Raw genomic sequence first — 20,017 nt, forward strand, 5'->3', positions numbered from 1 at the left:
TGGAAAATCAAATAATCACTATAAAGATCAAGCATATCCATTTAATTCCCTCCCTAAAATTAAGGGCGGAATTCTAATGCTTTTTAGTCAAACTACAAGTTTATGTGCGTAACATGAGTGAGTAATTAAAACTATAACTGCAGCGGGAGAAAATATTGCCTTCGGATATAGAACTGCTCAAGAAGTAGTAAAAGGTTGGCTAAGTAGTCCAGGCCACCGGGGTAATATTTTAGGTAATTATAATTTTATGGGTATTGGAATAGCTCGTGATGGACGAGGAAGAATATATTTTACTCAAATTTTTATAAAGACCAGCACTCCGTAGCTTTGAGAGCTGGATTTATATGTTTACGCCTACTAAGTAGGTTTAGTTTCTTCAACTCATCTAAGTCAAATTAGCACACGATTCAAACCACTATAATTCAATAGGCCTTAAAAATTTTTAACTTATAAAAGTGCACTCCACATTACTGCACCATAATAAGAGCTAATTAAAAAAGAACGGAAACACAATTCCGGTTGGCAAAGATAAAGTAATTTTTGTTGATAGATTAAAATACCAACAGCAAGAAACCATAAGGGATAAAAATACCATCCTAGTGGAGAGTATTGTGCCAAAAATAGCCACAATAAATGCAGGGTTCCTAACAGAATACTAATGATAAAACGATCGTAGCGTCCAAACAAAATCGCTGTTGATTTTACTCCAATTTTTGAATCATCCTCCCTATCCACCATGGCATACATAGTGTCATAGGCCAAAATCCACAAAAAATTAATTATTAATAATAACATCGTTATTTCGGTGAGTGGTTTCCCAGAGGCTGTATACGCCATAGGTATACCCATAGAAAACGCAAAACCTAAAACTACTTGGGGTGCGCTAAAAAAGCGTTTGCAAAAAGGATAAATACCGGTGATTAGTACAGCCATTAGAGCCCAGATAAAACAAGATGTGGGCAAGCAAAGTAAAATAATTAAGGCACCGACCAACAGGAACAACATTAAAAAGATAGCATCCTCTAAGCTAAGCTCGCCTGTGGTTAACGGCCTTGATTTAGTTCGACTCACATGTTTATCAATATTACGATCGGCTATATCATTAATGACACAACCCGCGCTCCGCATTAAAACAGTACCCAAGAAAAACAAGATCAATAACTTAATCGGAGGCATCCCTTGATTTGCTAACCATAAAGCCCAAGCAGTTGGATACCAAAGTAATAAGGTGCCAATAGGTTTATCTAAACGCATTAAACGATACAAAGCATTCCATTTCATGTTCGGAGATCACCTAATTTAGGGAATAAAATTTCTATTAGATAAAACCTGCTCTGATCTTGAAAGATAAACTCAGCTAATCGCACCCAAAAGCTATCTTTAATATGAGGTAAATAGTGTTTCATCCAATCGAATTCAATAGCATGCTCATTAATGGGATAGACTATGCGTTTCATTAATTTCACTTTGGGTTCATCAAAAATTAATCTACGTATAGACTCCTTTTCTAAACGTTTAAAAAAATCAGGGGCTTGATCATAACAAGACTTTGGAATGATGCTGCGCGCATACCAATACACCTCGCCATGACTTTTCATTAAAATTTCACGTTGAAAAATTTTTTCTTCAATAGAAAGGTTTTTTTTGTCCCACCATTGAGAAGTAGTCCAGCCTTGGGAGAGTACTTCTAACTGAGCCTCACCCGAGAGATTTTTTAATTTGTCAGTAAGAGGCTGGTTACAATAAAGCCAAGCCCGAAGAGCCTCAGGTGCATCTGTTGACTTTGTTGAAAGGAAACTCGATAGAATTGACATAAATGTATATGGTTTTTAAAAATAAGAATTGTAACACGAACCCTAGAGCTCTCTTAACTTCGATCTAGCTGTAGGATAAGATTTAAACTTGTTTTACTCGTCCTAATCTATTTAAGTAGAGCGTTATTTTTTCTTCAGTTCTTATGTTAGTTAATACAAATCGACCATTGCTCATTGCTTGAGTGTTACCACTTAGTTTAATGCGTTTTAAACCATTAACGCCCAGCCACTCCACGTGCCAATAGGCAAGCCGCCAGCTCCAAGTATAAAGTAATTTCTCGCAAGTTTCATCGGCAAATAACTCCATCCCTTGCGACCAATTAATATGAGGCGCTTTTGGCAACAGGGTTAACGTATGTCCTCTCGCTCGTGCGTTTATTTTTGCATAGCTTATAGCATTACCAATTTCATTAATTAAAAACTCTCGCTCGTTTTTTTGCTTCATTTGCAGCAGAGAGCTAAAAGAAAATAAAATCAAAATAGCTAGTACACTCAAAGTAAATAATAATTCGAGCAAGGTAAAACCGTTTTTATTCATCAGACTGTAAATTCGATTTAAGGGACACCAGACATTTAAAAAGCTTTTTTTTCAATATGGGTCGATTGATTACTTCGCTTAGAGAGTTAGTTTCTAGTATTGTAGTTGATTTATAAGGACCCGAATCGCCAAAAGCTAAAATCCATTTCGCATTAAGAGATGAATCGGTAAAAGAGTTATCTTTTACTTCTAAATGTTTAACCTGTTTGTCATCCAGCGCTAGAAAGAAAATGATTTGTTTTAAAAGAGACTGTTCCTTGCTAGCTAAATTTGAGGAGGTAAAAATAAGCAACTTATAATCTTGGGGGACAGAATTAGCTTGTAAGCTTTTTTTATCTAGCCAAGGCCTAATACCCATAAGATTTAAATAATAAAGGTCAAGATTAGTATACATAAACACAATATTCTATAAACGATTAGGCCTATAGTACCATAGCATTTCGCAGTTCAGTATCATGTTCTTCATCATCATGGAGTTCACCGTCTGCTAAAGTTTGTAGAGGTTCCCAACCACGTTTTAAATAATTGCATAATTTAGTAATGTAAGGACTTTTAGCGTCTAAGGTCTTTAGCACTCGTCTTCCCTGGCGTAGGTCTAAATCCCATCGGCCATAATACTCTGGCTTAAATAAATCCTCATGCTTATAAACTATATTTTGCAGTAAGTCTAAATCCTGATAGAGCTCTTGCATTTTTTCCATAAACTGATTTTTATGATTCACTTCCAGAGCTTTAACCAGGTTATGAAAAATATGGAACACAATGTGGGTCTCATCTTTAATAGAATTAAAATACCTTAAACAATTGAACAAACTATTGATGCTAAAGGTGTGGCGTGCTCGTAGTAATAAATCGTGCTCTTTTTCATTTTTAAGTAATTGAGGAGAGAGCTTAATAAAAATGGGATATAAAGCCAAAAAAACCATGTGATCTTTATTATCTTCATGATGTTGCTTTATTACTGCATTGCCAAAAAAGGTCTGAGTACTAAGATTAGTTTCCTCAGCATTCTCTTCAGGCAGTGGGGTAAAATATAATGAATTTAATTGTTCTGCTTGCTGCACTAAGAGTTTTTTATTGCCCAAAGAGGATGCTTTAATCAGTTTTAATACTATATCAAACCAAGCTTTATTTCCTTTATAACAAGAATATGCTAAGAGCTCCTCTAATGAGGCAAAGGTTGAGTGCATTATTTCTTTATTTTTATAAGCAGCCCCGTCCTTTTGAGCATAACGCGCTCTAAGATAACTTTTTGCAGCATGATATCCACTATTAATTAATCGCCTTTGATCTTTTTCTTCAACACTAAAACCGGTAGTTGATGTATTCCCTACTTCCACAATGATCGATTGAGCCGCATATTTTCTAAGTTTTAATCTATCTTGCTCCCAGCCACTGGCCGGATCACTTACTCCAGACAAGAATCCATAAAACCAGTTTAGAAGAAAATTTTCTCGATAGACTCTATCCAAAATACGATCCACTGCGACGCGCTCACTTCCGGTATCAAATTGAACGGCAAGTGTTTTCATATTATTGCCATATTCTGATTCAAGAAAGGTGGTGTCATCGGCATGAAAAGCATCTGTAGGAAAATTATTTAAAACCCCACCATCATTATAATCATCTCCATTAAGTCGGGTATCTCGAAATACAACGGGGATACTAGCAGAGATCTTCACTGCCTCACTAACTTCCATATTAGGTGTTTTATGAAACGAAAAATAACTGGTTTTTCTTAAACGCTTATTGGTAGCGGTTACAATTAGCTCATTCCCCAAACCACAATCGGGAAACCGAAGCCTGAGCTCTTCTAAAGTAGCAAAGGTGATTTTGCCAGCAGGATAAGGGATATTATATTGAGTAGTTATCTCTTTTACTCTTAAAGCCACTGCATAATCAAGCGCCGCTTTTAAGGCATCTGGCTCTGAAATTCCCCGACTATCTATATTGAAATAAACTAAATTTTCTTGTCTAAAATGTTTAAATAATTCAGCTATTTTCTCAGCGGATAAACCTAGATAGCACATTAAGGCCATAATAGCGCCCGCGGAACTTCCAGCAAATTTTTTGGGTGTGATTTGAACTTCATTTAGCGCTTTCCACACCCCAACATGAGCAAATATTTTCGCTCCACCACCACAATACACCAGATTTTCTATATTAGGCCTTTTCTCTTTTATTAAAATTTCATTATTTTGCCTTTGATAAACAGTCGTAGTTTGATCTTCGTATAATAGGGTTAACTGATTATTTACTTTTTTAGGGGGAGCTAGTTTGACTGAATCTGATTTAAACCAGGATTTAAACCAGTTCCATAGTTTTTGATACCAAGCCTCTGAAGGAATATATTTTTGAATGGCGCGGTAATTGCGCATTTCTCTATGGCGGGCATCTAAGTTATTCACTTCAATAGCGAGGGGGTGAGGACTTTTACAAATCGTTTCAAAGTTAACAGTTTTCAAATTCCATTTCATTAATTGATCTACTAAATTATCAGTAATGAAAACTCGCTTGGTATTTCCCATTGGTTCGGTTTGAGGATCATCTGAGGCTTTATATTTAGTAGCTGAAGGTGGAACCAATAATTGTTTAAAACCAATTTGGATTCCTTGTTGTCCCTCATTCATTTCAACGCCAAGTAATTGGTAATTTAATGAGAGATCAATGTCGCTTATTTTCCACTGGGAAGTAAAATCTCCTTGCAGCCATCGTAATAATCTTGCCCACCACCCTAATCTCACCTCAGCCGTAAAGCCTCGGTATTCATTAACTGCGGTACTGGTGAAATAAGCCTTTTGTTTGTCCTGTTGATGATTACTTAAAAGCCATTTTTTGAATTGCTCCTTTTTTGCATCACTCATTCGGGTAAAATCAAACATTACATTTTCATGGTCGAACAAGTAGTTGCTAAAGGCTATCGAGTTATCTGGGGATTGGCCATTAATTTGTAAACGGCCTAAATAGGAGGTAAGAATGATTTTTTTTAATAATTCGATATTCTTATTTTTTGAATCAGATGCTAATAGCTGACTTATCACATGTTGTGGTGTCATAATTTATTCCCAAAGAAGTGATAATCCTTTGCTTAAATATCTGTCGATATTTAATCACTGTATTGGTAATAAGTATCATATTATGAGCACAAATAAAATAGAGTAAACAGCACTCATTCATATTCCATACGGTGATTATGGATTGTAACACCCTGGTTATTGCAAAAAAAGTGCTGTTATTTTACTATATGATCATATAAAGTTCAAACTCTATTGCTAACATCGCTAATTCATTTCCAATAAGCAGCTTACAAAAAATGGAGCCGAATGTTAATTCATAGTAAGAAGAATTTCTCGAACACTTTTGGCAGGATTTACTGCCCGAGTAATAGGTCTACCCATCACTAAATAATCACTTCCCGCTTCAATAGCTTGTTTGGGCGTCATAATTCGTGATTGATCATCAGAGGAATTATCAGGCAATCTGATTCCAGGGGTTACTGTAAGAAAGGAATGACCACATAATTCTTTGATCTTTTTAACTTCATGGGCGGAGCAAACCACACCATCTAAATTCGCATCATGGGCTAATTTCGCTAAATTACCAACGTGAGTTAATAAAGGTTTTTCAATCCCGACAGTCATTAAATCGCTTTCATCGAAACTCGTTAATACGGTTACCGCTATCAATAAGGGCTTATCATTTCCATAAGGCTCTAAGGCCTTCACAGCGGCCTGCATCATTTCTAAACCACCCGAAGCATGGATATTTAACATCCAAACACCAAGCTCTGCACCGGCTTTGCACGCTCTAGCCACGGTATGGGGAATATCATGGAATTTTAAATCAAGAAAGACCTTAAACCCGCGTTTAATCACTTGGCTAACAAATACTGGCCCCCAGAGAGTAAACATTTCACTACCAATTTTTAAAGCACAAGAAGCAGGATCTAATTGATCAATTAAATCCAAGGCTTCATTTTTATTATCAATATCTAAAGCAACTATTAATTTAGAAGTCATTACGCACTCTATAGCTAATTAAGACAAAGCATTTTTTACTGCAACGGCAATTTTTAGCTGATCCTCTTCTTTCAAATAAGGATGCATTGGTAAGCTAATGACTTGGTGGCTTGCCTGTTCAGAACAGGGAAAATCACCTATTTTATGATTTAGATAGCTTAGGGCTTGCTGTTGATGCATAGCCACTGGATAATGCACTGCAGTTGGAATGCCCTCAGCTTGCATTTTTTGTTGAAATCTATCCCTATCATTCACTTCAATGGTATATTGAGCATAAACGCTGGTATTGTGTTGATGAACAAAAGGCGTTTTTACTAACGAAGAAAGTAATTCATTGTATCGATTAGCTATTCGCTGTCGTAAAAGGATTTCATCGGGGAACAGTTTTAATTTTTCTAGTAATATTGCTGCCTGAATAGTATCCATTCTGCCATTAATACCTACTCGGCTATGGCAATAGCGGGCATTTTGGCCATGAATTCTTATTTCTACTAATTTTTGAGCGAGAGCATCATCATTGGTAAAGCAGGCGCCAGAGTCACCATAGCCACCGAGAGGTTTGGAAGGGAAGAAACTTGTACAACCAATTGTAGAGAGCGCACCAGAATACTTGCCTTTATAAGTAGCCCCAAAGCTCTGTGCCGCATCCTCAATAACGGGAATACCATGCTGGTTAGCAATCGCGTTAATTTCGTCAAAATCTGCACATTGTCCATATAAACTGACCGGCATAATTGCTTTTGTTTTTTTAGTAATCGCGGCCTCGAGTTGTTGTACATCCAAATTGTAAGTACGTGGATCAATGTCGATAAATACAGGAACTGCGTGACATAAAGCAATAACCTCAGCAGTTGCAAAAAAACTAAATGGGCTCGTAATTACCTCATCACCCGGTTTAATATCTAAGGCCATCAAAGCCATTAATAAGGCATCAGTTCCACTAGAGTTAACCACTACATGCTTTACACCTACAAAGGCAGCTAATTGCTTTTCAAGTTCATTGATTTCAGGCCCCATAATGTATTGGCCATGATTTAATACCTTTTTTATACCATTTAAAACTTCATTTTCAATTAAAGAATATTGGGTTTTTAAGTCAATAAATTGCATTATCATCTCATTTAATAAAATTATTGTTTGGCATTTTCATCTCTCGGATTTGTCCGAATTTAATGCTAAATACGCGTGTCAATCACCTTCCAAACCATGTATAGGCTTCATTTTACCCCATTGCTTACAACTTGGACAATGCCAATGTAAGTGTTTTCCGCCAAATCCACATTGTCCACAACGGTAAATGGGCTTATTGTCTAAAAATTTACTTGTTATATCGTATAACATTTGTAATTTTTCTCGAACTTTTCCATGTGCGGATTCTAAATGCCAATAAATTAAACGATTTAGCCCTCTAATTGAAGGATGTTTGCTTAAATTACCAGCTACGAAATCAATAGCAGCATCTCTGCTCTTAATTTGGTTTAAATACTCTGCAATAACAAAAATAACCGATGCCCTAGGGTACTCCTCAAGAGTATGCTCCAAATAATCGATACAATCAGGCATTTGATCTAACTCTTTGTGGCAAAAAACCAAGGGTTCAATAATTTCAGTCAAAAACTCTGCATCTTGTTGTGGGACTCTTTTTAAAGACCGGATGGCTTGTTTATATTTACCCTCTTTCATTTCTAGATGGGCATACATTAAACTAGCGCGAACCGACTCTGGATCGACCGAAATTGCTTGTTTAATACAATAAGTAGCCCTATCAATAGCATTAACTTTTAAGGCCTGGCTAGCCATTTCACAATGATAATGAGCGGCCTGATGATGAAAGCTAGTTCCTGTCGACACTTCTAATTTTTTAATTATATCCAGTGCCTTTTCCCAAGCTTTTTCCTGTTGGTAAATAGCCAAAAGCCCATGTAAGCTGCTAGTTTCTTTACTCCCACCTAACTCGACTACTTCTAAAAAAATACGTTCAGCGCGATCAAAGACACCCGCGCTCATATAATCTTGGCCCAAAGCCATTAACGCTTCTTTTCGCTGCAAAATACTAAGTTGGGGACGTGCAATAAGGTTTTGATGTATTCGAATAGCTCTATCTACCTCGCCTCGTCGTCTAAATAAACTTCCTAAAGCAAGATGGGTTTCCACTGTATCGCTATCGACTTCAAGTAACTTTATAAAAACATCTACCGCTTTGTCGGGCTGCTCATTTAATAAGTAGTTAAGCCCCACCACATATTCACGCGATAATTTATTGTATACATTAATATTTTTATTAGAGTTATTCCGATTTGCAATCCACCAGCCAGACCACGCAGCTGCCGGCAATAATAATGGCCATAAATTAATCATTATTTAATCCCCTGATAACCATGGGTTTCCTCATAAGTATTAATGTTGATCTTGCAAAGGAATTGATCGCAAATTTTTTATTTCTTTTTCCGTTAGCTTTAATTGATTTTTCATTTTACGACATTCAATTTTTATCCGCCAATAACGACTGATAAAAAGCAGAAAACCAATAAGGACACCAAGTCCTAACATAATGGTCATGAGTACTGAAATAGGCATAGAAATAGTTTTAATGTAAAAGTTCACTTCAACCGATGCAGCATTTAAAGCAGCAAAACTCACTCCAACAATAATAAGTAGGATGTAAAAAACTAGCAACAATATGCGCATGAAGCTTTCCTTTCTACTGATTTTAATAATTGGCACTCATCATAGCATGAACAGGGATGAGAAGTAACCGTTATAACCTAGCGAATTGATGAAGCTGGCACTGGCTTCTCGTAGATAAAACACTCGAAGAGTATCAAATAAAAAAGGCGTGTAGTAACACGCCTTTTTATTATGCTATTAAAGAAGCTTATTCGCCTTCTTTACTCGCCATTTTTTCTTTCAATAAATCCCCAAGAGTTGTAGTTCCAACACTTTCAGTTCTTGAGTATTTTTTGATAGCTTCTGCTTCATCATGCGCATCTTTCGCTTTGACAGAAAGAGTTATAGAACGATTTTTACGATCTACATTGATGATTTTAGCTTCTATTTCGTCACCTTCTTTAACAACGGTAGTTGCATCATCAACCCGCTCATCAGAAAGTTCACTAGCACGAATAGTACCGGTAATATCATCAGCTAAAGCAACCGTTACTGTTTTTGCATCAACAGCTGTTACAGTCCCTTTAACGATAGCACCTTTAGTATATTCATCAGCAAACGATGCGAAGTTATCGCCTTCTAATTGCTTGATACCTAAAGAGATACGCTCACGTTCTGGATCGATAGCTAAAATTACTGCTTCTAGTTCTTGACCTTTCTTGAATTGTTTTACGGCTTCTTCGCCAGCAACTGTCCAAGAAATATCAGATAAATGAACTAGACCATCGATGTCACCATCAAGACCGATAAAGATTCCAAAATCAGTGATCGAACGGATCTTGCCAGAAACTTTTTGACCTTTACTATGGCTAGCAGCAAATTGTTGCCATGGATTACCCACGCATTGCTTCATACCTAAAGAAATACGACGTCGGTCTTCATCAATTTCAAGAACCATAACATCAACTACATCGCCCATTGCAACTACTTTGCTTGGGTGAACGTTTTTGTTGGTCCAATCCATTTCAGACATATGAACTAAACCTTCAACGCCTTCTTCGATTTCAACGAAACAACCATAATCAGTAATATTAGTTACTTTACCTTGGAGACGTTTACCAACTGGGTAACGTTCAACTAAATCAACCCAAGGATCATTGCCTAATTGCTTCATACCTAAAGAAACACGATTTCTTTCGCTGTCGAAGCTTAATACTTTGACTTTTACATCTTGACCTACTGATAGTAATTCACTTGGGTGCTTAACGCGTTTCCAAGAAATATCAGTGATGTGTAATAAACCGTCGATGCCACCAAGATCAATAAACGCACCGTAATCAGTAAGATTCTTAACGATACCGTGTAATTCTTGGCCATCATGTAAGGATTCTAGTAAGGCTTGTCTGTCAGCACTGCTTTCTTCTTCAACAACAGCACGACGAGAAACAACAATATTGTTGCGCTTTAGATCCATCTTGATAACTTTAAACTCAAGCTCTTTGCCTTCAAGATAAGAAGGATCACGAACAGGTCGTACATCAACTAATGAGCCTGGTAAGAACGCACGAATAGTGCCGATTTCAACTGTGAAGCCACCTTTAACTTTACCGGAAATAAGACCAGTAACCGTTTCGTTATTTTCGTGTGACTTAGATAATTTACGCCATGCTTCTTGACGTTTTGCTTTTTCTCTTGAAAGTAGCGTTTCGCCGTGGCCATCTTCAACGGAATCAAGTGCCACTTCGACAGTATCGCCTAGGCTAACTTCCAATGCGCCATCTTTGTCATAAAACTCTTCTACTGCCACAATACCTTCTGACTTAAGGCCAGCATTTAAAGTGACGTAGTCATCATCAATACCAATTACTTTGGCATTAATAATGGCACCTGGATAAAACTGAGCGCCGACAATACTTTGCTCAAATAGTTCTTTGAAACTTTCAGTCATGTTATTTAACTCTTTAGTGAATTAATGAAAGTATGAGTCCTACTCATCTTTCCCCCAACAAATTTAACCCCTCAATGATGCAAGCGGTCATCAATTAATTTTAATACATTGTTGAACACTTGTACAATTGATAAGCTAGTTGTATCGATCTTTATTGCATCATCTGCAGGTCTTAATGGCGCATGTGTACGAGCAGTATCCCTTGTATCACGTTTAGCCAAATCTTCTACAACCTGCGCGAGGCTAACATTAATTTGTTTCTCTTTCAACTGTAAATAGCGTCTTTTTGCTCTTTCTTGCTCATCAGCGTATAGAAAAACTTTCAAAACAGCTTCTGGAAAAACAACAGTCCCCATATCTCGACCATCAGTAACTAAGCCAGGTAATTGAGCAAAACTACGTTGTCGTTCTAATAACGCTGCTCTAACTTCAGGGATTGCAGCAATAGTTGAAGCATCTTGACCACATTGCTCACTGCGAATTTCTTGGGAAATATTCACTTCATCTAAAATAACTTGTGTTTCATTCGCATCAGAAGATTCAAATCTTAAATTTAATACTAAAGCGAGAGAAATTAAAGGTTCTATATCTTGAAGGTTAAGTTTATGTTTACGTGCTGCGAAAGCTAAAACTCGATAAATTGCACCGCTATCTAGCATGTTCCATTTAAGATGTTTTGCCAATAAATGACATAAAGTACCTTTGCCTGTACCACTAGGACCATCAAGCGTTATAATCGGAATTATTGTATTAGTCATTTTCCTTTACATCCTCAATATTCATATTTAACTTATTGGCAATGGCAACAAAATTTGGGAAAGAAGTAGCTACATTAGCACAATTTTTAATATGGATAACCTGTTTCGCAACGGCCCCTGCAATAGCAAAAGACATGGCAATACGATGATCACCTCGGCTATCGACATGGCCACCTTGAATAGTGCCGCCTTTAATCAAGGCTCCATCAGCAAAACTCTCTGCCTCGATACCTAAGCGAGTTAAGCCTTCCACCATAGCGCCAATCCTATCGCTTTCTTTATGGCGTAATTCCTCGGCGCCCTGAATTCGTGTTTCACCTTCAGCACAAGCCGCAGCAATAAAGAGAATAGGAAATTCATCGATTGCTAATGGCACCAGCTCTGCAGGAATATTAATACCTTTCAACGGTGCATAACGAACATGCAAATCGGCTACTGGTTCCTCACCCCATTGGCGCTGATTTACCAAGGAAATATCGGCACCCATTTTTTTTAATATAGTAATGATGCCTGTGCGTGTGGGATTGACACCGACATTAGAAATAATTAGCGCAGAGTCTGGTATAATTGATCCCGCTACCAAAAAGAAAGCAGCAGAAGAAATGTCTCCCGGTACTTTGATTTCTGTCCCCTGGCATTCTGATCGGTTATTAACAATTATTATATTCTTTTTTAATTCAACCGGATAAGAAAAAGTTTTTAACATAAGCTCCGTATGATTTCGGCTAATTCCAGTCTCTCGGATTTTGGTTTCACCCTGGGCATAAAGACCGGCGAGTAAAAGGCAGGATTTTACTTGTGCACTAGCCTCTGGCATCAAATAATCAATACCTTGCAGTAAAGCCCCACCTTTTATTTTTAGAGGGGGTTTTCCTTCATTGGTTAGAACTTCAGCGCCCATGGCTGTCAAAGGCTTACTAACCCGTAACATAGGTCTTTTTAATAAGCTTTCGTCTCCTGTTAATTCGCTATCAAAGGATTGTGCAGCTAATAAGCCAGCTAATAAACGAATACTGGTTCCTGAATTCCCACAATCAATAATAGTATTGGGGCATTTGAGTCCATGTTTACCAACGCCATGAATAATGACCTGCTGCTCTTTGGGGCGTTCAATAGAAACGCCCATACTTCGGAAGGCCGCCAAAGTAGCTAAACAATCTTCCCCATCAAGGAATCCCTCCACTACTGTAGTGCCTTGGGCAATAGATCCAAAAATGATAGAACGATGAGAAATTGATTTATCCCCCGGAACAGTCATAGTACCTTGAATTGAGGGGACAGGTTTGGATACGAAATTTAATAAGTTCATTAAGAATATTCCTCGGCAAATTCCTGCATAAAATGAACTAAAGCATCAACGCCGCTCATGGGCATTGCATTATAAAGGCTGGCCCGCAAGCCCCCCACCATTCGATGCCCTTTTAAGGCACTCAAACCATGGTGCTTAGCTTTTTCTAAAAAAATACCTTCTAACTTGGTATTTTTTAAAGAGAAACAAACGTTCATAATCGAGCGTGCTTCAGGCATTACAGAAGTGGTATAAAAATCGTTCGCCTGATCTAGATATTGATATAATTTAGCCGCTTTACGGCAATTCTCAGCAAATAAAGCATCCACCCCACCTTGCGCTTTTACCCAATCAAACATTTTTGCTGCTATATAGCAATTAAATACCGGAGGAGTTGCATATAGAGAATGATTATCTAGGTGCACCCTATAATCTAACATGGTTGGAATAGCATTCTGAAGCCCCTGCTCTAATAACTCTTCTCTTATAATGACGACTGTAAGTCCCGCATTCGCTATATTTTTTTGCGCACCCGCAAAGATCAAATCGTATTGCCGGATATCAATCGGCTCACTAAGTAAACATGAAGTCATATCCGCAATTAAAGGCAGGCCCTTAACTTTTGGCACATAGGGAAAACGAACTCCATTAATAGTTTCGTTTGGAGTGTAATAGATATAAGCCGAATTATCTTGAATTGCTAAGTCGTTTTGTACAGGAATAGTTAGATATTTATTTTCTTCTGTGCTTGCTATGCAATAGGCTTGTTTTAAATGTTGCGCCTCTTGTAAAGCCAATTTAGACCATATCCCTGTTACTATATAACCTGCGGGCTTATTTCCCACTAAATTTAAGGGGATCATGGCAAATTGGGTGCGAGCTGCACCGCCTAAAAACAAAACCCGGTAATTGGTGGGAATATTCAGTAATTCGCAAAGAGTTTGTTCAGCATGCTTTAATAATGCCTTAAATTCTTCAGTACGGTGGCCTATCTCAAGCACCGACATGCCTAAATTTTGCCAATTTAACAGCTCTTCCTGAGCCTCTTTTAAAATTGACTCAGGAAGCATTGCAGGACCAGCTCCGAAATTATAAGTTCTCTTCATTATCATTATCGTTATCATCAGTGTCTGAAACGTCTTCCGATGAATTATCTGCAAAATCTTCTGAGGATATCTCACTATCAGTCATATCAAGCCCTTCGGATTCCTCATCGCCTAGATCTTCAATTTTTTGCATCCCGACGACTAATTCTCCAGAACTAACATTGATCAAACGAACACCTTGAGTATTACGACCAATCACTGATAAATCGCTTATTTTGAAGCGGACTAAGGTACCTTTATCAGTAATTAGCATGGCCTCGTCATTATCAGTAACTTGAACAGAACGAACTACTTTACCATTCCGTTCAGTGACTTGGATAGAAATAACTCCTTGACCACCACGGCCTGAAACACGGTACTCATCGATATCAGTACGTTTACCATAACCATTTTCAGTAGCTGTTAAAATAGTCCCAGTGGGGTGAGCAACTACTAAGGAAATAACCGCTTGTCCTTCTTCAATACGAATTCCACGGACACCACGAGCAGTACGTCCCATAGGCCGTACTTTACTTTCTGGAAAACGAATTACCTTACCTGCATCCGTAAAGAGCATAATATCACGCTCGCCATCAGTAATGTCGACCCCGACCAAACTATCGTCTTCATCAAGATCAACAGCAATAATTCCATTCGAACGTGGACGGCTAAATGCTTCTAAAGCTACTTTTTTCACCGTACCTTTTTTAGTTGCCATAAAGACATAACTGTCTTCGGTATATTCACGAACGGGTAACATGGCATTAATTTCCTCGCCCTCTGCGAGCGGCAGAATATTAATGATTGGTCGCCCACGAGAAATACGGCTCGCTAAGGGTAGCTGGTATGCTTTTAACCAATAGAGTTTTCCAAGATTTGAAAAACAAAGTAAGGTATCATGAGTACTAGCAATAACTAGACGCTCCACAAAATCTTCATCTTTAACGTTAGTAGCCGATTTACCCTTACCCCCCCGTCGCTGTGCTTGATATGCACTTATCGGTTGGTACTTTACATAACCTTGATGAGACAACGTTACGACTACGTTTTCTTCGGTAATTAAGTCCTCAATAGTTAAATCTTCTTGCGAGGCAGAAATTTCCGTACGGCGTGGATCGCCAAATTGCTCTTTAATTTCTACTAGCTCTTGGCGGATAACCTGCATTAAGCGCTCAGGGGAGGCAAGAATATCTAATAATTCTTTGATTAATTTCAATAATTCTTCAAATTCATTAATAATCTTATCTTGTTCTAAAGCCGTTAATCGGTGCAATCTTAACTCTAAAATCGCTTGAGCTTGGGCTGGTGACAAGACATAGCCCTTTTCAGTCATACCAAATTCGGGTGGTAAATCATCAGGACGTGAGGCATTGCTACCTGCCTTCTCTAGCATAGCGCTCACTAAGCCAGGTTGCCATGTACGTGCTAATAAAGCATCTTTTGCGTCTTGTGGTGTAGGTGAGCGTTTAATAAGCTCAATCATCTCATCAATGTTAGCAAGTGCTATTCCTAAGCCCTCTAATAAATGAGCTCTGCTGCGCGCTTTTTTCAGTTCGAAAATAGTCCGTCGGGTCACTACTTCACGACGGTGCTTAATGAAGTACTCTAAAACTTCTTTTAAATTAAGTGTACGTGGTTGGCCATCAACCAAAGCAACCATATTAATACCAAACACATTTTGCATTTGAGTATGAGCATACAAATTATTTAAGATAACATCGGCCACTTCATTGCGCTTTAACTCAATAACAACACGCATTCCTTGTTTATCGGACTCATCTCGTAGTCCAGAAATACCTTCAATCTTTTTATCTCGTACTAATTCAGCGATGCGCTCAACTAAACGCGCTTTATTAACTTGATAAGGCAACTCATGAATAATAATGGCTTGGCGACCACTGCTTTCATCAGTTTCTATTTCCGTGCGTGCACGAATAACAACACGTCCTCTACCAGTGCGATAACCTTGAATAATTCCTGCGCGCCCATTGATGATGGCGGCAGTAGGGAAATCAGGCCCGGGAATAATCTCCATTATTTCATCTATACCTAACTCAGGATTATCCACTAAAGCCAAACAGGCATTAATAACTTCAGTCAGATTATGAGGAGGGATATTAGTGGCCATACCCACGGCAATACCTGAAGAGCCATTGACCAGTAAATTCGGAACACGGGAAGGAAGAACTACAGGGGCAAACTCCGTTTCATCATAGTTAGGACTAAAATCAACGGTTTCTTTTTCTAAATCCGCAAGTAAAGCATGAGCCACTTTCGACATTCTCACTTCGGTATAACGCATTGCAGCAGGTGCATCGCCATCAACCGAACCGAAGTTACCTTGACCATCAACCAACATATACCGCATGGAAAAAGGTTGTGCCATACGAACGATGGTATCGTACACCGCCGTATCACCATGGGGATGGTATTTACCGATAACGTCCCCGACTACACGAGCAGATTTTTTATAAGGTTTATTCCAATCATTACCGAGCTCGCTCATCGCATAAAGAACGCGGCGATGAACTGGTTTTAAACCATCACGGACGTCCGGTAAGGCTCGACCCACAATAACGCTCATCGCGTAATCTAAGTAGGATTGCTTTAATTCGTCTTCAATATTAACTGGCAAGACTTCTTTAGCTAGATAAACCATGATTTGGACGTGTCCTTATGCAATGACATTTAGAAAAATTTGCCTGGTAGCATAGCACATTGGGGTTTATAATTGAATGATTTCACACGTGAAAGAACTAGAAAACTTCTCTAATTTCAGTAAATTTGTATTATTCCTGCTAAATCATCGTGATTCGTACTATAGTGTACAAAGACCGCAGCGCAAATTTTATTTGGGATCCAATATTTTAAAAAAACCATGCTAAGATTTATAGATAAACTTAGGTTTAAATTGACTATAAGTACCCATTTTTATATAGTGCGGCGCTTATAAAAGAAAGAATGCTAAAAAGGCATCACAAATCAGGAGACGCTAATGACACAAAAAACCGCAAAACTTAGCATCGATGGGCATGGTACACTAGAACTACCTATCTATACGCCCACGCTAGGAAATGACGTAATTGATATTACGCAATTAGGTTCAATGGGTGTGTTTACCTTTGACCAAGGTTTTTTATCTACCGCCTCTTGTGAGTCGAAAATCACTTATATCGATGGTGATAAAGGAATTCTCTTATATCGTGGTTATCCGATTGAACAACTGGCTGAGAAGAAAGATTTCTTGGACGTAAGCTATTTATTACTGAATGGCGAATTACCTACAAAAGATGAAAAAAGTGGTTTTGTAAGCTTAATTAATAACCATACTATGGTTCATCAACAAATGTATCAATTCCTAAATGGATTCCGTCGAGATGCGCACCCAATGGCAATTATGGTTGGTATCGTGGGTGCTTTATCTGCCTTCTATCATGACACAATGGATTTGAATAATGCTGAAGATCGGTTCATCTCTGCTATTCGCTTGGTTGCTAAAATGCCTACCCTTGCTGCGATGAGTTACAAGTATTCTACTGGCTTACCTTATATGTACCCACAGAACAAAATGAGCTATGCAGAAAACTTCTTACACATGATGTTTGGCGTCCCTTCTGAGGAAACCACCCCAGATCCAGTACTGGTGAGAGCAATGGATACTATATTCACTCTACACGCTGATCATGAGCAAAATGCATCAACCTCAACAGTACGCTTAGCAGGTTCTACTGGCGCAAACCCCTTTGCTTGTATTTCTGCGGGTATTGGCGCTTTATGGGGTCCTGCTCATGGTGGTGCTAATGAAGCCTGTCTGAACATGCTAAAAGAAATTGGCGATGTAAGTCGTATCCAGCATTACATTGAACGAGCTAAAGATAAAAACGACAGTTTCCGTTTAATGGGCTTTGGTCATCGTGTTTATAAGAGTTATGACCCAAGAGCTAAAGTAATGCGTCAAACCTGCTATGACGTTCTTGAAGCGGTTGGTAGAAAAGACGAGCCTTTATTTAAATTAGCCATGGAATTAGAGCGCATTGCTTTAGAAGATGAATACTTCGTGGAAAAGAAACTCTATCCAAACGTCGATTTCTATTCAGGCCTAACTTTAAGCGCGATTGGTATTCCAACTAACATGTTCACGGTAATCTTCGCACTAGCACGTACAGTAGGATGGATGAGTCACTGGATGGAAATGGTGGCGAGTAAATCTCGCATTGGTAGACCACGCCAACTTTATACTGGCGAAAAAACTCGTGACGTGAAGTAATCATTTCAATATCTAGATTTAATGTAGGTTGAAGACTCTCCAACCTACATTACACCTCTTAAATAGAAGCCTTTATTTTATTTAAGGCGGAACACCACCCCGCATAAGCCTCATTAGTTTCTTGCTTAGATCTAATTGGTGTAAATTCTTTATCCATTTGCCAAATTGCACTTAATTCATTATAAGAATTATAAAGGTTACAACCAATTCCAGCTAAGATTGCAGCTCCCTTAGCGGTGGTTTCGATATCATTAGGCTTTTGTATTTTTAAATTACATTGATCGGCTAAAAATTGTAGAAACCAATTATTTGCAGCCATACCACCATCAACCCGTAAGCTTGATAAAGCAATTTGACTGTCCTCAATCATACAAGCCAAAATCTCTCTAGTTTGATAACAAACTCCTTCTAAAGCTGCTCGTGCAAAATGCGCTTTATTGGTTGAGCGAGATAGGCCAATCATCATTGCACCAGATGTGGCTAACCAATGAGGGGCACCTAAGCCTGTAAATGAAGAGACAAAATAAACCCCTTCATTAGAATCAAGGCTTTGTGCTAAATCTTCAGTTTCAGCCGAGTTGTTAATTAATTTTAACTCATCACGTAGCCATTTAACCGTTGTTCCGGCCTGATAAATACTTCCTTCTAAACCATAAACTGTCCTGTCTTTAATTTTATAAGCAACTGTCGTTAGCAGTTGATGCTGAGAAAATACTGGTTTATCGCCAGTATTCATTAATAAAAAACCTCCAGTACCAAAAGTTGCTTTCGCCATACCCTCTTGCAAACAACCTTGGCCAATTAAAGCGGCTTGTTGATCACCTGCAACCCCAGTAATAGGGATTTCTAAACCCAAATGCTCTTTACTAATCACCCCAAACTGAAAATCACTTGCTTTTACTTCTGGTAATACTGAGTTTGGAATAGACATTAAATCCAGTAATTCTTGATCCCATTGCTCCGTATTAATATTTAAAAGCATTGTTCTGGATGCATTGCTTATATCAGTAAGGTGGGCACCATTAGTCATTCGCCAGATTAAAAAACTATCAATAGTACCAAAAGCTAAATCGCCTTTAGCAGCCAATTTTGCAGCCTCTGGGTTATTTTCTAACAACCAATGAAGTTTACTGGCTGAAAAATAGGGATCAGGCAATAGTCCTGTTTTTTGCTGGATTAATAAAGCATGCTGTTGTAGCTGCTTACAATATTCTTGTGTACGCCTGTCTTGCCATACAATAGCGGGGCTAAGGCATTCCCCTGTTTTTTTATTCCAAATGAGGGTTGTTTCACGTTGGTTAGTTATCCCACAAGTGATAATTTTTTGAGCATCTACTGGTGCAATAACCTCTTTTAAAACTTTAAGCGTGGCTTGCCATATTTCTTCGGGATTATGTTCAACCCATCCTGGATGGGGATAATATTGCTTCAGAGGGAGTTGACTATGAGCAATAAGCTCCCCTTGATTGGTATACAGCATTGCCCGTGTACTGCTTGTTCCCTGATCCAAAGCAAGCAAATAATTCATGAATAATCCTTTTAAATACAGTTTTCCTAGATTGAACTATCATAAAATACAGGGCCACCTCATGAAAAAAATCTAGCTTAAATCGGTAAATAATGAGAGGCTAGCTTCATTTAAATGGATATAGGAATGAAGCTGGAAGAAGGATTTTTAGATTTTTTTATTTCA

At 38.3% G+C, this 20,017-nt stretch carries 17 protein-coding genes; 2 read left to right on the forward strand and 15 right to left on the reverse strand.

Going from position 1 to position 20,017, the window contains the following annotated elements; all coding sequences use genetic code 11:
- Positions 1 to 133 precede the first annotated feature (133 nt).
- The gene (locus ELY15_RS05870) at positions 134 to 325 is read left to right on the forward strand and encodes a CAP domain-containing protein (RefSeq protein WP_255411067.1); all 192 of its coding nucleotides are present in this window, start codon (positions 134 to 136) and stop codon (positions 323 to 325) included.
- A gap of 122 nt (positions 326 to 447) precedes the next feature.
- Here the strand turns inward: ELY15_RS05870 and ubiA are convergent, their stop codons facing one another.
- From ubiA to gyrA, 14 genes are all read right to left on the reverse strand, one after another.
- Complete coding sequence (gene ubiA, locus ELY15_RS05875; protein WP_127098729.1) at positions 448 to 1,281, reverse strand: 4-hydroxybenzoate octaprenyltransferase; 834 nt, start codon at positions 1,279 to 1,281, stop codon at positions 448 to 450.
- Positions 1,278 to 1,814: a chorismate lyase gene (locus ELY15_RS05880; protein WP_127098730.1), complete on the reverse strand. Its 537-nt coding sequence runs from the start codon at positions 1,812 to 1,814 to the stop codon at positions 1,278 to 1,280. The genes ubiA and ELY15_RS05880 overlap by 4 nt, the downstream gene beginning before the upstream one ends.
- Positions 1,815 to 1,896: 82 nt before the next feature.
- A complete protein-coding gene (locus ELY15_RS05885) occupies positions 1,897 to 2,352 on the reverse strand; it encodes a prepilin-type N-terminal cleavage/methylation domain-containing protein (protein ID WP_127098731.1) in 456 nt (151 codons plus the stop codon).
- Positions 2,345 to 2,746: a DNA polymerase III subunit psi gene (locus tag ELY15_RS05890; RefSeq protein ID WP_127098732.1), complete on the reverse strand. Its 402-nt coding sequence runs from the start codon at positions 2,744 to 2,746 to the stop codon at positions 2,345 to 2,347. The genes ELY15_RS05885 and ELY15_RS05890 overlap by 8 nt, the downstream gene beginning before the upstream one ends.
- Before the next feature lie 28 nt (positions 2,747 to 2,774).
- Positions 2,775 to 5,408: a Dot/Icm T4SS effector VpdC gene (gene vpdC / locus ELY15_RS05895; RefSeq protein WP_127098733.1), complete on the reverse strand. Its 2,634-nt coding sequence runs from the start codon at positions 5,406 to 5,408 to the stop codon at positions 2,775 to 2,777.
- A 270-nt stretch (positions 5,409 to 5,678) separates the two neighbouring features.
- Complete coding sequence (gene pyrF / locus ELY15_RS05900) at positions 5,679 to 6,371, reverse strand: orotidine-5'-phosphate decarboxylase (protein ID WP_127098734.1); 693 nt, start codon at positions 6,369 to 6,371, stop codon at positions 5,679 to 5,681.
- 18 nt (positions 6,372 to 6,389) lie between these two features.
- On the reverse strand, positions 6,390 to 7,481 hold the full coding sequence (locus tag ELY15_RS05905; RefSeq protein WP_127098735.1) for a DegT/DnrJ/EryC1/StrS aminotransferase family protein: 1,092 nt from the start codon (positions 7,479 to 7,481) through the stop codon (positions 6,390 to 6,392).
- A 78-nt stretch (positions 7,482 to 7,559) separates the two neighbouring features.
- Complete coding sequence (lapB, locus tag ELY15_RS05910; RefSeq protein WP_127098736.1) at positions 7,560 to 8,729, reverse strand: lipopolysaccharide assembly protein LapB; 1,170 nt, start codon at positions 8,727 to 8,729, stop codon at positions 7,560 to 7,562.
- A gap of 39 nt (positions 8,730 to 8,768) precedes the next feature.
- Complete coding sequence (locus tag ELY15_RS05915; RefSeq protein ID WP_127098737.1) at positions 8,769 to 9,059, reverse strand: LapA family protein; 291 nt, start codon at positions 9,057 to 9,059, stop codon at positions 8,769 to 8,771.
- Positions 9,060 to 9,246: 187 nt separating this feature from the next.
- Positions 9,247 to 10,926: a 30S ribosomal protein S1 gene (rpsA, locus tag ELY15_RS05920; RefSeq protein WP_127098738.1), complete on the reverse strand. Its 1,680-nt coding sequence runs from the start codon at positions 10,924 to 10,926 to the stop codon at positions 9,247 to 9,249.
- A gap of 71 nt (positions 10,927 to 10,997) precedes the next feature.
- Entirely contained in the window at positions 10,998 to 11,684 is a 687-nt protein-coding gene (gene cmk, locus ELY15_RS05925; RefSeq protein WP_127098739.1) for a (d)CMP kinase, read from the reverse strand.
- The gene (aroA, locus tag ELY15_RS05930) at positions 11,677 to 12,993 is read right to left on the reverse strand and encodes a 3-phosphoshikimate 1-carboxyvinyltransferase (RefSeq protein WP_127098740.1); all 1,317 of its coding nucleotides are present in this window, start codon (positions 12,991 to 12,993) and stop codon (positions 11,677 to 11,679) included. The genes cmk and aroA overlap by 8 nt, the downstream gene beginning before the upstream one ends.
- Positions 12,993 to 14,081 (reverse strand): 3-phosphoserine/phosphohydroxythreonine transaminase, encoded by a 1,089-nt coding sequence (serC, locus tag ELY15_RS05935; RefSeq protein ID WP_199744181.1) that lies wholly within the window; start codon positions 14,079 to 14,081, stop codon positions 12,993 to 12,995. Before serC ends, aroA begins: the two co-directional genes overlap by 1 nt.
- Positions 14,062 to 16,716: a DNA gyrase subunit A gene (gene gyrA / locus ELY15_RS05940; RefSeq protein ID WP_127098742.1), complete on the reverse strand. Its 2,655-nt coding sequence runs from the start codon at positions 16,714 to 16,716 to the stop codon at positions 14,062 to 14,064. The genes serC and gyrA overlap by 20 nt, the downstream gene beginning before the upstream one ends.
- A 336-nt stretch (positions 16,717 to 17,052) precedes the next feature.
- Between gyrA and gltA the strand changes: the two genes are divergently transcribed.
- The gene (gltA, locus tag ELY15_RS05945) at positions 17,053 to 18,324 is read left to right on the forward strand and encodes a citrate synthase (RefSeq protein WP_127098743.1); all 1,272 of its coding nucleotides are present in this window, start codon (positions 17,053 to 17,055) and stop codon (positions 18,322 to 18,324) included.
- A gap of 58 nt (positions 18,325 to 18,382) precedes the next feature.
- Here the strand turns inward: gltA and glpK are convergent, their stop codons facing one another.
- The gene (gene glpK, locus ELY15_RS05950) at positions 18,383 to 19,852 is read right to left on the reverse strand and encodes a glycerol kinase GlpK (protein WP_127098744.1); all 1,470 of its coding nucleotides are present in this window, start codon (positions 19,850 to 19,852) and stop codon (positions 18,383 to 18,385) included.
- Positions 19,853 to 20,017 lie beyond the last annotated feature (165 nt).

The sequence above is a fragment of the Legionella sp. km772 genome (assembly GCF_003989735.1).
In the GTDB taxonomy this organism is placed as follows: Bacteria; Pseudomonadota; Gammaproteobacteria; order Legionellales; family Legionellaceae; genus Legionella.